The 13724-nt window shown below is 63.7% G+C and carries 14 protein-coding genes and 1 tRNA gene; 12 read left to right on the top strand and 3 right to left on the bottom strand.

From position 1 onward, the window contains the following. The first annotated feature begins 561 nt into the window (after positions 1–561). The 5 genes from AB3X96_RS17120 to AB3X96_RS17100 all read left to right on the top strand — a co-directional run bounded on the left by AB3X96_RS17120 (position 562) and on the right by AB3X96_RS17100 (position 5471). Positions 562–1470 carry an aldose epimerase gene (locus tag AB3X96_RS17120; RefSeq protein WP_368590597.1) on the top strand — a complete coding sequence of 303 codons (909 nt, stop codon included), beginning with the start codon at positions 562–564 and terminating at the stop codon, positions 1468–1470. A 152-nt stretch (positions 1471–1622) separates the two neighbouring features. Beyond that, positions 1623–2351 (top strand): peptidoglycan DD-metalloendopeptidase family protein, encoded by a 729-nt coding sequence (locus AB3X96_RS17115; protein ID WP_368590596.1) that lies wholly within the window; start codon positions 1623–1625, stop codon positions 2349–2351. Between the two features lie 97 nt (positions 2352–2448). Then, the gene (locus AB3X96_RS17110; RefSeq protein WP_018433468.1) at positions 2449–2775 is read left to right on the top strand and encodes a hypothetical protein; all 327 of its coding nucleotides are present in this window, start codon (positions 2449–2451) and stop codon (positions 2773–2775) included. Between the two features lie 993 nt (positions 2776–3768). Beyond that, entirely contained in the window at positions 3769–4077 is a 309-nt protein-coding gene (locus AB3X96_RS17105) for a DUF2288 domain-containing protein (protein WP_013089991.1), read from the top strand. 26 nt (positions 4078–4103) lie between these two features. Beyond that, on the top strand, positions 4104–5471 hold the full coding sequence (locus tag AB3X96_RS17100) for an MATE family efflux transporter (protein WP_368590632.1): 1368 nt from the start codon (positions 4104–4106) through the stop codon (positions 5469–5471). A 221-nt stretch (positions 5472–5692) separates the two neighbouring features. On the opposite strand, the gene AB3X96_RS17095 is transcribed toward AB3X96_RS17100, so the two are convergent. Next, on the bottom strand, positions 5693–5860 hold the full coding sequence (locus tag AB3X96_RS17095; protein ID WP_368590595.1) for a hypothetical protein: 168 nt from the start codon (positions 5858–5860) through the stop codon (positions 5693–5695). A 180-nt stretch (positions 5861–6040) separates the two neighbouring features. Here AB3X96_RS17095 and AB3X96_RS17090 point away from each other — a divergent pair, with 180 nt between their 5' ends. From AB3X96_RS17090 to AB3X96_RS17080, 3 genes are all read left to right on the top strand, one after another. Continuing rightward, positions 6041–6217, top strand: coding sequence for a hypothetical protein (locus AB3X96_RS17090; RefSeq protein ID WP_018421224.1), 177 nt, complete (start codon positions 6041–6043; stop codon positions 6215–6217). 395 nt (positions 6218–6612) lie between these two features. After that, positions 6613–6771 carry a DUF3309 family protein gene (locus tag AB3X96_RS17085; protein WP_176105549.1) on the top strand — a complete coding sequence of 53 codons (159 nt, stop codon included), beginning with the start codon at positions 6613–6615 and terminating at the stop codon, positions 6769–6771. Between the two features lie 70 nt (positions 6772–6841). Beyond that, a tRNA-Pro gene (locus AB3X96_RS17080) sits at positions 6842–6918 on the top strand. Between the two features lie 476 nt (positions 6919–7394). Here the strand turns inward: AB3X96_RS17080 and AB3X96_RS17075 are convergent. Beyond that, a complete protein-coding gene (locus AB3X96_RS17075; protein WP_368590631.1) occupies positions 7395–7667 on the bottom strand; it encodes a hypothetical protein in 273 nt (90 codons plus the stop codon). A gap of 6 nt (positions 7668–7673) precedes the next feature. On the opposite strand from AB3X96_RS17075, the gene AB3X96_RS17070 reads away from it, so the two are divergent. The 3 genes from AB3X96_RS17070 to AB3X96_RS17060 all read left to right on the top strand — a co-directional run bounded on the left by AB3X96_RS17070 (position 7674) and on the right by AB3X96_RS17060 (position 9648). Further along, positions 7674–8084, top strand: a complete 411-nt coding sequence (locus AB3X96_RS17070) for a hypothetical protein (protein ID WP_368590594.1) — start codon at positions 7674–7676, stop codon at positions 8082–8084. Positions 8085–8221: 137 nt separating this feature from the next. Continuing rightward, the gene (locus AB3X96_RS17065; protein ID WP_176105547.1) at positions 8222–8680 is read left to right on the top strand and encodes a histidine phosphatase family protein; all 459 of its coding nucleotides are present in this window, start codon (positions 8222–8224) and stop codon (positions 8678–8680) included. A 155-nt stretch (positions 8681–8835) separates the two neighbouring features. After that, positions 8836–9648, top strand: a complete 813-nt coding sequence (locus AB3X96_RS17060; RefSeq protein WP_368590593.1) for a GNAT family N-acetyltransferase — start codon at positions 8836–8838, stop codon at positions 9646–9648. A gap of 96 nt (positions 9649–9744) precedes the next feature. On the opposite strand, the gene ppx is transcribed toward AB3X96_RS17060, so the two are convergent. Then, positions 9745–11397, bottom strand: a complete 1653-nt coding sequence (gene ppx, locus AB3X96_RS17055; RefSeq protein WP_368590592.1) for an exopolyphosphatase — start codon at positions 11395–11397, stop codon at positions 9745–9747. 204 nt (positions 11398–11601) lie between these two features. On the opposite strand from ppx, the gene ppk1 reads away from it, so the two are divergent. Further along, complete coding sequence (ppk1, locus tag AB3X96_RS17050) at positions 11602–13665, top strand: polyphosphate kinase 1 (RefSeq protein ID WP_368590630.1); 2064 nt, start codon at positions 11602–11604, stop codon at positions 13663–13665. Positions 13666–13724: the final 59 nt, after the last annotated feature.

The raw sequence follows: 13724 nt of genomic DNA, 5'->3' as shown, positions 1-13724 counted from the left end.
GGGAACTGCGCGCCGCGCAAAAGGGAGCCGGCGCGTCAAAAGGCGCACCGATTATGCCTGGCTGCACTGTCAGCGCCAAGCGGTTAGACCACATTCGGGGAAATATTGACGCGCTGCGTCACAACTCGATACGGTTGTTACGCGAGGGCAAGGAAACGAGCAGCGGATTCGTCGCGCGCGTAGTGCGAACGCCGAGGATGAACCCAGCGGGATCAGCGCTTGAGCGAGTGGAAGAAGTAGTACGTGCTAGCCGTGAATATGCCGAACAAAGAAACGGCCATTGCCATTGCGAGATCCATGATGCCTCCTGAGCCGATTCGCCCGGGAGTCGGATAGACCGGACGCTCAGACGGATTATCAATAGGATTCGCCCTTTTCCGACACCCGCAATTTCCCGGGAAGGGTTTCCCCGTAGCGCAAAGCAGCGCAAAATCGCGGTTTCACCGCGGGTGACGCAGTCGCGGCGAGTGGCGCAAAACGCCGCTTCAATGCGGATTGCGACGGCCGACGCAGCCGACCGCTTTGGACGACCCTCAACCTCTATCTGGATACCTACTGACCATGCCCCTCTCCCCGGAACAGGACATTCTCGAGATCGCCCAGGACGCCTCCGTGCTCCGCTTTTCGCCGCAAGCCGGCGGCCGCCTGCTGTCGTGGACGATCGACGGCGAAGAGGTGATCCACTGGCCCGAGCACGCCGACTGGAGCGTGCCCGCGCGGATTCGCGGCGGCAATCCGCTGCTGTTTCCGTTTCTCGGCCGTCACTTCGTCGACGGCAAGATCGGCTATTGGCGTGACGCGCATGGCACCGTGCGCGAGATGCCGATGCACGGTTTCGCGCGCGACCTGCCGTTCGAGCCCCACGCCGACGTGCACGGCGCCGGCCTGCGCATGGTTCTGACCGACAGTAAAGCGACCCGCGCCGTCTATCCGTTCGGCTTTCGCTTCGAGGCCGCTTACGAGCTGATCGATCCGCGCACGCTCGACGTGACGCTGACCACCACCAATACCGGCCACACGCGCCTGCCCTACTACGCCGGCCACCACTTCTACTTCACGCTGCCGCACACGCAGCGCGCGCAGACGACGATCGAGCTGCCGCGCACTGAACGCTGCCGTCAGCTCGGGGATGGCTCGATCAGCCCCGCCGAGCCTGGCGAAGCGAGCTACACGCTGGACGAAGACCGCATCTACGACCACTTCCATTGCCTGAGCAGCACGCCCGATCGACCGGTGCGGGTCGAGGCGCCGGGCATCAATCGCGTGATTACGATCGATCTGCAGCGGCCCGGCTCGGTGCCCTGGTACTCGGTCACGACGTGGACTGAAACGCCGCAGTCGGACTTCTACTGCGTGGAGCCGTGGCTCGGGCTGCCGGATGCGATCCATAACGGCCGCGGTTTGCGCTGGCTCGAGCCGGGACAAACCGAGACGGCGGCCCTGCGCATTAGCGTCGAGAAGACCAGCTGATACGCCGACGGGGGCGGCGAGCCGCTCGAAGCGGCCGCCCACTCCCTCGCCCCCACGCCAGGGGGCGCAACACAAAACCGTTAGAATCGAGCGCTTTGTCTGTCTGTGCCGCGTGATCGGGATCGGCGCGCGGCAGCGCTTTGCGAGGTCCAATGCTGGAAACGACAAGAATCAAACGACTCGGTTGCGCGGCGTTGTTCGCGCTGCTCGCCGCGTGCGGGTCGGCGCCAGTGGCGCCGGGCTACTACCGGGTCGAACGGGGCGACACGCTGTCGAAAATCGCGCGCGGCAACCGGCAATCGGTGCAGAACATCGCGCGCTGGAACAACCTGACCAATCCGGACAACATCGAGGTCGGCCAGGTGCTGCGTGTCGCGCCACCGAGCGGAACGGCGTCGACGAGCGGCGCAATCCGTAGCGGCGGCGGTAGTGGTGGCAGCAGCAGCGGCAGCGCGAGCGCGTCGGCCGCGCCGCGTCCCGCGCCGGCGGACACTGCGCCGGCCACCGCGCCCGCGCCGATTTCGCTGGTCTGGCCGGCCGACGGCACCGTGTTCCGCCGTTTCGACGGCGGCAACTCGAAGGGGATCGATATTTCCGCGGCGGCCGGCACACCGATCGTCGCGGCGGCGCCCGGCACCGTGGTCTACGCAGGCAACGGTCTGCGGGGCTACGGCAATCTATTGATCCTCAAGCACAACGCCGACTATCTGACCGCTTACGCGCATAACCGCGCGCTGTTCGTGAAGGAAGGCGAATCGGTCAAGCGCGGCCAGAAAATCGCCGAAATGGGTGACACCGATACCGATCGCGTGATGCTGCATTTCGAGCTGCGCTACCAGGGCCGCTCGATCGATCCGTCGAAGGAACTGCCGCCGCGCTAGGCAGCGGCGGGCGCGGGAACCCGCCGTGCTATAAACGCTCAATTCGAAGCGGCGTGGCTGCGCGCCACGCCCTTCCGTTATTTGCAAGGAATCTGAAATGAAAAGCCCATTGGCGCGCGTCGCGACGGCCGCAACGATCAGTCTCGGCCTCCTGACGCTTGGCGGCCTCGGCGGCTGCTCGACCACGACCACGATGACCTATCTGCCGAGCGGCGACACGGGTTTCGCGATCAACTGCAGCGGCAGCGACGCGAGCACGAGCTGGGCCGAGTGCTACAAGCGCGCGGGCGAAACCTGCGGCAACTACGGGTACGACGTGGTGTCGAAAGACGTCGACAACGGCGCGACGTCCGGCGGCACCATCGGCGGGATTTTCGGCGCGAATGTGAAAAACCGTTCGATGGTCATTCGCTGCAAGCAGTAAAGGAGGCACACCGTGCGGTGCGCGCGGCCGCCCAGCGGGATAGCGTCACCGCTTAGTGGCGTCGCCGGCGTCCCGAGCGCGGATCGATGCGAGCGGCGAAACGCAGCAGCAACGCGAGCGCGATCATCCATACGCCGACAAAGATGATCACCCCGGTCATGAGCCTCGCGCCGCAAAAAATAATCGGCCATCATCGGCCATGTGTGTGAATTCGCGGTGAAGATCGCCGCAGTGGTTAAACACCCGCGTAAATCCGTTCAAAAAAAAGCCCGGCACGAAGCCGGGCTAACGGGGGTTCGGCGCATATCGGCAAAGGACCGGTTCACCATGCGCCAGAACGAAATCTAACAATCTGCATTTACAAGCGCAATCCAATAATTTTGCGGTCAATGTTACACGGCGTACGGATTACGCAATCCGTGAATCGGAAATGTCGAAATGAGACCGGCTAAATGCGCCGCAGCCGGGATACGCAACCCGCCAGGTCATTCAAACTGGATTCCCCGAGGCTCGCACCAGTCAATGTTCCTGGCCGATCGAATAAATTCCCTGCAAAACAGCAGAGGAAAGACATTTGTCCGAATAAGACTAACTCGTTCGCCAATAAACCGTTTTCGCTTGCGAATATAAACTTGGTGCGGAAACGCACGTAACGCATCGATTAGCCGCGCCAACACTTTCGAATAATCCTCGATATTCCCTCACAACAAATTCGCAATAGCGAAAGTTTTAACATCAACAATTCCACCGGCAATCCTGAAACCGCATTCAAACTCGCGTTTCAAGTTTGAATATTCGGACGATTAATCGGACGCTGATTGGCGGCAAGGCTCGTGCGCCGTTGTCGTTGAATCCGCCGGCATCCAGGTTCAGAATCCGACTCAGTCCGGCGATGCATTAAAAGACCGCTCGGCGCGTTGCGCAAGCCCGCCACGCGGCCCGGCGGTCTGCGCCAATGGTTTATAGTGACGGCCCCGTCCGACCCCGCCTACGATGACTTCCAACGACGCCCCCCAAAGCCCCCTGTACGCGAAGCTGCTCGGCGAAACCGCCAAGATCGGCTGGAGCGAACTCGAACGTTTCTTTGCGCGCGGCATCCTGCTGCACGTCGCGCGCGACCTTGATCTCGTGAGCGTCGCCGAAGCGATCGCCAACGACGACACCACCCAGGTCGCCCAATGGTTGTCTTCCGGCCTCGTCGAGCGCGTGCAGTCGGAGACGGCCGCCGATTTCGCCGCGCGCGACCCCGAGCTGTGGGCGGTCGTGGTCTCGCCGTGGGTGTGCGTGCAGGAGCGCTCTTGAGCGACGCGAGGACGTCCGATGCCGGCATGCCCCCCGCCGAGCCTTCCGACACCGCCGCGCATTCGGCCAGCGCGCCTGCGCTGCCGGTGCGCTGGCATCGCCGGGTGCTCGCGCTCGCGTTCCCGATCGTCCTCGCGAATCTGACGCAGCCGATCCTCGGCGCGGTCGATACCGCCGTCGCTGGTCATCTGGACAGCGCCTCGTACCTCGGCGGCGTCGCGCTCGGCGGCCTCTTCTTCAACTTCGTGTTCTGGGGCTTCGGCTTCCTGCGCATGGGCACCACCGGCCTCGTCGCGCAGGCGCACGGCGCGGGCCACGGCGACGAGCTGCGCAACAGCGTCGTGCGCGCGCTGCTGATGGCGGCTGCGATCGGCGCGCTGGTGCTGCTCGTGCAGCAACCGCTGATCGACTACGCGCTGCGAGCGATCGGCGGCAGCGACGCCGTGCAGCGGCACGCGCAGGCTTATTGCCACGCGCGGATCTGGGCCGCGCCGCTCGCGCTCGGCAACTATGTGGTGCTGGGCTGGCTGCTCGGCACGCAGCGGGTGCGGCTCGCGTTGCTGTCGCAGGTGTTCATCAATAGCGTGAACATCGTCGCGGTGCTGCTGTACGTGTACGCGTTTCATTGGGGCGTGGCTGGCATCGGCGCGGCTACCGCGACTGCCGACGCGCTCGGCTTCGTGCTCGGCCTCGCGCTGCTATGGCACGGCAGGCCGCGCGGCCTGCCCGCGCTGAATCGCGCCGCCTTGTTCGACGCCGCCGCGCTGAAGCGGCTCGTCGTGCTGAATCGCGACATTTTCGTGCGCACGCTGTGCCTGCTGTCGTCGTTCGGCTGGTTTGCGCATCTCGGCGCGCGGCAAGGCGACGCGACGCTCGCCGCGAACGCATTGCTGCTCAATTTCCAGACCTTCATGGCGTACGGGCTCGACGGTTTCGCGCATGCGGCCGAGGCGCTGGTAGGCGCGGCGATCGGCGCGCGCGATCGTCACGCGTTCGCGCAGGCGGTCAAGGTCACCGCGCTATGGTCGGCGCTCGGCGCGATCGGCTTCTCGTTCGTGTACTGGGGCGCGGGCGCATGGATCATCGAGCGGCTCACCGATCAGGCCGCCGTGCGCGCCGCGGCCGAAACCTATCTGCCGTGGGCGGCGCTGTCGCCGGTCATTTCGGTGTGGGGCTTCCTGCTCGACGGCGTGTTCATCGGCGCGACGCGCACGCGCGAACTGATGATGGCGATGGTGGTGTCGCTCGTGGTGTTCGTGGCGGCATCGTGGGCATTGCTCGCGTGGCACGGCAATCACGGGCTGTGGATCGCGCTGCTGATCTTCATGGCCACGCGCGGCGCGACGCTCGCGCGTTACCTGCCGGGCGTGTCGCGAAGGATCGCGGCGGCGTAGTAGCGCGGCGCGCCGCGCTCCGTTGGCTGTTCGGCGGACGACGGAACGTTACGGCTTGAAACAAGCGCATACATATCGCATAACGAACGCGTCCTAGAATGTCTTCAGCCCGTGCTCTCCGCGCGAACAGTCGGCACGGGTCAGAAGTGCCGGCGTGCCCGCGCCGGTGCTTCGCTTTTCCCGCCCCGCCCTTTCCCGATCGTTTTCACTTCGACGAGCGCTCACTGTGCGACGGGCGCGGGCACCATCGCGGGCGGCCGATCGTCGGTGGGCACGCCGTGGTAGTCGGCGGGATCATGGGGCGGGCTGCCGCGATGCGCGGACGGATTGTCCGCACAGCCGGCGACGCCGGCGCACAACAGCAAGGCAACAGTCAGAACGCGGGTCATTTTGCAATCTTCTCCGGGACAAATGGGATGGCGGACGTCCGCCGGCGCGCCGAGAGTCTACCCGCAAAGCGCGTTCCGCGACGCCATCACGCCGGCTCGTGCCGCGGTCGTTCCGTTTCGTGAGATTTCGCCAGACCTGCGCTACTATGGGTTCATGGCTGAACCTAGCGGGAGACTGCCATGGACGGTGAATCGATCGCGGGCCTGATCGGGCTCGCCATAGGCCTGATCGTGCTGGTGGCGTTGTCGATTTTCGAATCGCGGGCCTACCGGCGAGAACACGACGGCGAGGGCATGCTGCATCACTGGACGCATCAGCATCTGCATATGCCGCATTGGAGGCGTCCACGGCATTGACGCGGATGATCTTCGAACTCGGATCGTGTCCCTCTAACCGGGTCACTGGCATATCGCAGTGCCTCAGTTGCGCGTCCGCTCTGTGATGCGATGACCGGCGTTGCGGCGCATGCATGCGCCGCGCGCGTCGTCGTCCGCTGCACGTGCGCGATCCCTTGTGAGTTCCTTGGACATACCTACATCAAACGGTGACGCTACGCGCGCCGCTCCCTCCTTTTTTCACCTTCGTCCAAGGCCTCGCCGCATCGATCTTCATCGGTGATTGGCACATGCCTTGCGGGTTCCGATCCAGCAACAGGCGCGCGATACGCGCGTCGATTGTCGCGGCGCGCATGCGCCAAACCAGCGTGACGATCCGGCCAGCGATTTCGCGGCCCCTCGAAAAGGAGAACGCCATGACCGTCGGAACCATCCTGCTAATCGTGCTCATCTTGCTGTTGATCGGCGCATTGCCAAGCTGGCCGTATAGCAGCGGCTGGGGCTATCGACCGACTGGGCTCGTCGGCGTCGTGCTGATCGTCGTGATCATTCTGCTGTTGATGGGGCGTATATAGCTCACCGAGGAGCCAGCGCAAGCCAAGGCATTGACGCTCCTGTCCGTACCCCCTATACTCTCGGATTCGTCGGAGCGTAGCGCAGCCTGGTAGCGCATCTGATTTGGGATCAGAGGGTCGAAGGTTCGAATCCTTTCGCTCCGACCATTGGAATCAAGCACTTAGCCCAGCCTTAACCGGCTGGGCTTTTTGCTTTCTGGGTCCGTCCAGGCGCTGTGTAGGCAAATTCGACCAACGCGAATCGGCCTTCGTCGCGATCCGTCGTCTAAAATCTGCTATCAAAAGCTATCATTTTCGCCAGCCGCGTTGTTTTCGGCGCGTGCAGCGTTAAGGCGCGGCCTTGCTGCATACGAGGATCGGCTTGTGCATTCGAGCGAGGCACTTCAGGCACGCGGTCGCCGCTCTCGTTGTCCCAATAACAGAAGAAACGCATCTGTGCGCCCTTGTCTGCGAGTAGCTGGCACGCTGCTCAATCGCCCCGGCGGAGTCATAAACCGCTTCCCCTTGACTATCGCCGTGTCCGGCGAAACGCCGAAATATCTGGTCCAAACATCGGATCCAAATCATCCCCGGCTATCGAAAATGATGCATGTGCGAGTTGATGTACGTTCATCGTATGAAGATCAGTTTGCATAGTCGTGCATATTGCCGATGATGCTTTTTCTAAATTCGACGTCCCCACTATCGTGCCAAATGACGTTGTCATCGCCTCGCAGCCTGAGATCATATTTCATCGCATGAATCATGTCGCCAAACGTGTCGCGGTCATATCCCAGCATTTTCGCCGGGTAGAGCCTGAACGGAGTGTCGAAGGACGCGTTTCCGCCCGATATTGAACCCGATACGATCTGAATCGTGCGCCGCTTAACAGCGAATGCCTGAGGGTGACGGATCATCACCGGATGATCATCAAGTTGGACGAAACAGAGCGAGTTCGCTCAGGCTCATTTCGGTTTTGGAAGTACCTTTTAGAACCTTCGTTCAGGTACCGCCTCGCGCTTCGCGTCGGCGGCGGCGCGCTGCCGGGCTTCCTGTTCGCGCGGGTCAATGCCCATGTCGACCAGCATGCGCAGGTCGGCGGCATGCTGGCGGGCGTCCTCCCGTTTCCAGTTGCAGGATCGCCAATGGTGCAGCGGATCGTGCGGCCGTGCAGGCGGCCTTCGACAATGCAGGCACGCGCGCCTGGCGACGTGACGCGCAGGCCGAAGCAGCGCGTCTTGGTGTCCTTTCGCTCCGACCACGAAAAGCAAGTCGAAACCCGCGAAACCTCCGGCTTCGCGGGTTTTTGCTTTTTTGGCCCGCGTTCACGTTGACGCCGATAGCCGATCCATCAGGCACTCGCCTTGCAAACCATCACCCGTGCATGCGACAGTGCTTGCGCACGCACCTCGTTGCCAAGCCGCTCAGACCCGCCGCAACGCCATCCCAGGCCGCTCAAAAGGAGACTCCCATGGACCTGATCCTCTGGCGTCATGCCGAAGCAGAAGATGTCGCCGCAAGCGATCTCGCGCGCGCGCTCACCACGCGCGGCCGCAAGCAGGCGCAGAACGCCGCGAAATGGCTGCGCGCCCGCCTACCCGAGGACGCGGTCGTCCTCGCGAGCCCCGCCGTGCGCACGATCCAGACCGCCGAGACGTTGAGCGACCAGTATCGCGTCGTGCGCGAACTTGCGCCGAACGCGAGTGCGAACGATGTCCTCGAAGCGGCCGGCTGGCCCGGCGGCATCGCGCAGACCGTGGTGATCGTCGGCCATCAACCGACGCTCGGCCACGTCGCCGCGCAACTGCTCGGCGACAGCCGCGCGAGCTGGCCGCTGAAAAAAGCGGGCATCTGGTGGATCGAGAGCCGCGAGCGCCACGGCGAAGAGGAGGCAGTGTTGCGCGCCGCCATCAGTCCCGATCTGATTTGAGCGCACGCGTCGCGCGACGCGTCCGACTTGACAGGCACACACGCGAGGGCTTACGGGCAGTCATCCAATCGTCACAGCTTTGCCATGCGAGCGTCACCGCGCGTTACTACATTGGCGAAAAAAGAAATCCTCCCTCTTTTCGACCAGGACAGCCAATGCGAGAACTGCCGACGCCCACCCTGCCCTTCGCCTCGCTTTTCGAACCGCGCCGTCTGCCGCGCGCCGAGGAAACGGTTACCGCGCAGCATCGCCTGCAAGTGTCGTGGGCGCGTACCGACGAAGATCTGCGTGAAGCGCAGCGTCTACGCTATCGCGTCTTCGCCGACGAAATGGGCGCGCGCTTGAGCGGCCCCGCCGGCCTCGACGTCGATGCCTTCGATTCGTACTGCGATCATTTGCTGGTACGCGATCTCGACACCTTGAAAGTAGTCGGTACGTATCGCGCATTGCCGCCGCATCAGGCCGCGCGCATCGGCCGTCTATATGCGGAAAGCGAGTTCGACGTGTCGCGTCTCACGCATCTGCGCGCGAAGATGGTCGAGGTCGGCCGCTCGTGCGTGCATCCCGACTATCGCAGCGGCTCGGTGATCATGTCGCTGTGGGCAGGGCTCGGCGCGTACATGAAGCACAACGGCTACGAGACGATGCTCGGCTGCGCGAGCGTCGCGATGGCCGACGGCGGCCACTATGCGGCGAACCTGTATTGCTCGCTGCGCGACAACGCGCTGACCGCGCCCGAATATCGCGCGTTCCCGCATACGCCGCTGCCGGTCGACGACCTGCAGACCGGCGCCGCCGTCGCGCCGCCGCCGCTCGTGAAGGGCTACTTGCGACTCGGCGCGAAGATTTGCGGCGCACCGGCGTGGGACCCCGACTTCAATACCGCGGACTTCCTGACGCTGTTCCGCCTGTCCGATATCAACGCCCGCTACGCGCGACACTTCCTCGGCGATGCGTTGCCGCGATAAGCTGCATCACCTGGGAAGCGAAAAAGCCCTGCATTTGCAGGGCTTTTTTGTGCACGCGCACGCCGCGAATCGAAGCGTGCGCCGATCGGCGCCGCGTCAATCGTCCGTATAAACCACGCGATACGGAATCCCGACTTTCTCCCACTCCGCTGCTTCCTGGATCAGGCTGTAGTCCGTCAACGGATTGTTGGCGACCCACTCGTTCGGCAAACGCACCTCGTAACCGCCGTTCGCCTGAGCAACCGTGATACCCGGCAGGCCGACGTCCGCGCGTCGACGGCACAGCAACGCTGCGAGCCGCAGGCAGAACAGCAGCGGCCATTCGACGTCGCGCGTCTGCGACAGCTTGCCGAGCTTGCCCGCGTGGCCGAGCACGAGCGCGGCGAGCCGCGCCTGATCGGTGCGCGAAAAGCCCGGCATGTCGGCGTTGCTTGCGATATACGCCGAATGCTTGTGATAAGCGCTATGCGAGATCGACAGCCCGATTTCGTGCAGCGACGCCGCCCAGCCGATGAACATGCGGTTTTCCGCGCGGCGTTCTTCGTCCGGCTCGATGAACTGGTCGTAGAGGCTCGTCGACAGATCGCTGATACGCCCCGCCTGCGCACGATCGACGCCATAGCGGCGCATGAAGCCCCCGACCGTCACCGTACGCATGTCCTCGTGCTGCGAACGGCCGAGCAGGTCGTACAGGACGCCGAGACGCAGCGCGCCGTCGGTGGTGTCGACATAGTCGACGCCCAGTTCGTCGAACACCGCGATCATGATCGACAGGCCGCCCGCGAGCACCGGCACGCGGTCGCTCTTCAGCGCGATCAGTTTCAGCCGGTTGACGTTTTCGGCCTTGATCAGCGCGCGCTTGAGCCGCTCGAGGCCGCCGCGCGAAATGCCGTGCGTGACGCCGGCATCGTTGAAATTGTTCGCCTCGACCAGCTCGGCGAGCGCGCGGGCGGTTCCCGACGAGCCGATCGCCTGCTCCCAGCCGGTCTTCTTGTATTCGGCGGAAATGATCTGGATTTCGCGGCGCGCGGCGAGCTCGGCCTGACGCATCGTGTATTCGTCGACGTTGCCGGCCGGAAAAAACGTACGGCTATGGCTTACGCAGCCGATATACAGGCTCTCCATCTTGATCGGCGTGTAGTGCGAGCCGATGATGAATTCGGTCGAACCGCCGCCGATATCGACGACGAGCCGCTTGCCCGCGCTCGCTGGCACCGAGTGCGCGGCGCCTGCATAAATCAGGCGCGCTTCCTCCCGCCCCGCGATCACTTCGATCGGAAAACCGAGCGCCGCCTGCGCTTCGCCGAGAAACTCGCCCGCATTCTTCGCGATGCGCAGCGTATTGGTCGCGACCGCGCGCACGTGGTCGGGGTGAAAATCGCGCAGACGCTCGCCGAAGCGCTTCAGCGCATCCCAGCCACGCACCTGCGAGGCGCGATCGAGCATTTTGTCGCTCGATAGCCCGGCCGCGAGCCGCACCGGCTCGCGCAAGGCGTCGACCTGATAGATCTGGCTGCCCGCGTCGGTTTCCTCGACCCGGCCCACGATGAGCCGGAAGCTGTTCGAACCGAGATCCACGGCGGCGAGGAGATGAGGGATAGTGACCATCGGGTAAGCGTACTCCATGCGCGCGAGCGCGGCGGCTGCGGCTGCGGGCGTGGCGGCGGACGCCGGCAGCGCCACGCGCCTGCCCGGCCCCTTCGACGCATGATGCGCGTCGCGGCCGGCCGCACTGTTCAAAGACGCCATTCTAAGCGTAGCAGCCTTCACGGTGTCACCTCGCGGCGCAGGGAGTTCGGTATCGTCGCATAGGTAGCGCGTCATATTGACGACAGCCGACGATTGCGGCATAAAATGTTTAAAACACCGCCGATGTCATCAGGACGTCACCGAATCGTGAGAATTTCCGAGCGTCTTTCCGTCGCCATTTCAGACATTCCAATCTCGCCACCGATGTCCGTCCGCTATCCCTTATTGAATCGCGAGCTGGGCATTCTGGGTTTCAACGAGCGCGTGTTGGCGCAAGCCGCCGATCCCGCCGTCCCCCTGCTCGAACGTCTCCGGTTTATCTGCATCACCAGTAGCAATCTCGACGAATTCTTCGAAGTCCGCATGGCCGGGCTTCAGGAACAGATGCGCGACAACCCCGGCGCATTGTCGCCGGACGGCATGTCGCTGCAACACGTGTACGACCTCGTGGTCGAGCGTGCGCAGAAGCTCGTACATCGCCAGTACACGATGCTGCACGACACGGTGCTCACCGCGCTCGAGGAGGAAGGTATTTATTTCCACGGCACCGAAGCATGGAGCGACGCGCAGACCGAATGGGCGCGCAACTACTTCGTCGACGAACTGCTGCCGGTGTTGACGCCGATCGGTCTCGATCCCGCCCATCCGTTTCCGCGCGTGCTGAACAAGAGCCTGAACTTCGTCGTCGAACTCGAAGGCAAGGATGCATTCGGCCGCCAGGCGATGATGGGCATCGTGCAGGCGCCGCGGGCGCTGCCGCGGCTCGTGCGCATGCCGCAGGAACTGTCGGGCTATCCGCACGGCTTCGTGCTGCTGAGCTCGCTGTTGCAACGCTTCGTCGGCGAACTGTTTCCGAACCTCGTCGTGCGCAGCTGCAATCAGTTTCGCATCACCCGCAATAGCGAACTGTTCGTCGACGAAGACGAAATCACCAATCTGCGCGTCGCGTTGCAGGGCGAACTGCCGGCGCGGCATCTGGGCAATGCGGTGCGGCTCGAAGTGTCGGCGGACACGCCCGCGCACGTGGTGCGGCGCCTGCTCGACGAAAGCGGTCTGTCGAACAAGGACTGCTACTACGTGAACGGCCCCGTTAATCTAGTGCGGCTGATGCAGCTGCCCGAGATGGTCGACCGGCCGGATCTGAAGTTCGTGCCGCATATTCCGTCGACGCCGACGCAGATCGCCAACAGCACGAGCATGTTCGACGTGATCGATCAGGGCGACGTGCTGCTGCATCATCCGTACGAGAGCTTCCAGCCGGTGCTCGAGCTGCTGCTGCAGGCGGCCAAGGACCCGAACGTGGTCGCGATCAAGCAGACCATCTATCGCACCGGCACCGACTCGCCGCTGATGGACGCGCTGATGCAGGCCGCGCGCAACGGCAAGGAAGTCACGGTGGTCGTCGAGTTGCTCGCGCGCTTCGACGAAGAAACCAATATCAACTGGGCCTCGCAGCTCGAAGCGGTCGGCGCGCACGTGGTCTACGGCGTGGTCGGCCACAAGTGCCACGCGAAAATGATGCTGATCGTGCGACGCGTATTGGCGGGCGGCAAGTCGACCCTGAAGCGCTACGCGCACCTCGGCACCGGCAACTATCACCCGCGCACCGCGCGCCTTTATACCGACTTCGGTCTGATGACCGCCGATCAGAAGATCTGCGAGGACGTGCACCATGTGTTCCAGCAGCTGACCGGCATCGGTGGCGAACTGAAGCTGCATGAGTTGTGGCAGTCGCCGTTCACGCTGCATCCGAAGCTCGTCGAAGCGATCCGCAAGGAAGCCGAGCACGCACGGGCGGGCAGGAAGGCGCGCATCGTCGCGAAGATGAACGCACTGCTCGAGCCGACGGTGATCGCCGAGCTGTATGAGGCAGCGCAGGCCGGCGTGAAGATCGATCTGATCGTGCGCGGCGTGTGCTCGCTGCAGCCGGGCGTGCAAGGACTCTCCGAGAACATCACGGTGCGCTCGATCGTCGGGCGCTTTCTCGAACATCATCGCATCTACTACTTCTACGACGGCGGCAAGGAGCAGGTCTATCTGTCGAGCGCCGACTGGATGGATCGCAATCTGTTCCGGCGCGTCGAAGTCGCATTCCCGGTCAACAACCGGCGGCTGAAACGGCGCGTGATCGCGGAAGGGCTATCGGCGTTTCTCGGCGACAACCAGTCGGCCTGGTTGATGCAAAGCGATGGTCACTATCGCCGGCGCCGGCCGGGCAAGGCGTCGCGCAATGCGCAGATGAGCCTGCTCGGCAAGTTCTGTTCGTAGTCGCCCGCGTCGCGGGTGCTCGCCGCGACGGCGGGCACCTGATAATCTGCGCGCATAAA

This window comes from Paraburkholderia sp. BR13439, assembly GCF_040948805.1.
In the GTDB taxonomy this organism is placed as follows: domain Bacteria; phylum Pseudomonadota; class Gammaproteobacteria; order Burkholderiales; family Burkholderiaceae; genus Paraburkholderia; species Paraburkholderia youngii.
The sequence above is the reverse complement of the archived record's forward strand: the minus strand, read 5'-3'. Positions and strand labels throughout refer to the sequence as shown.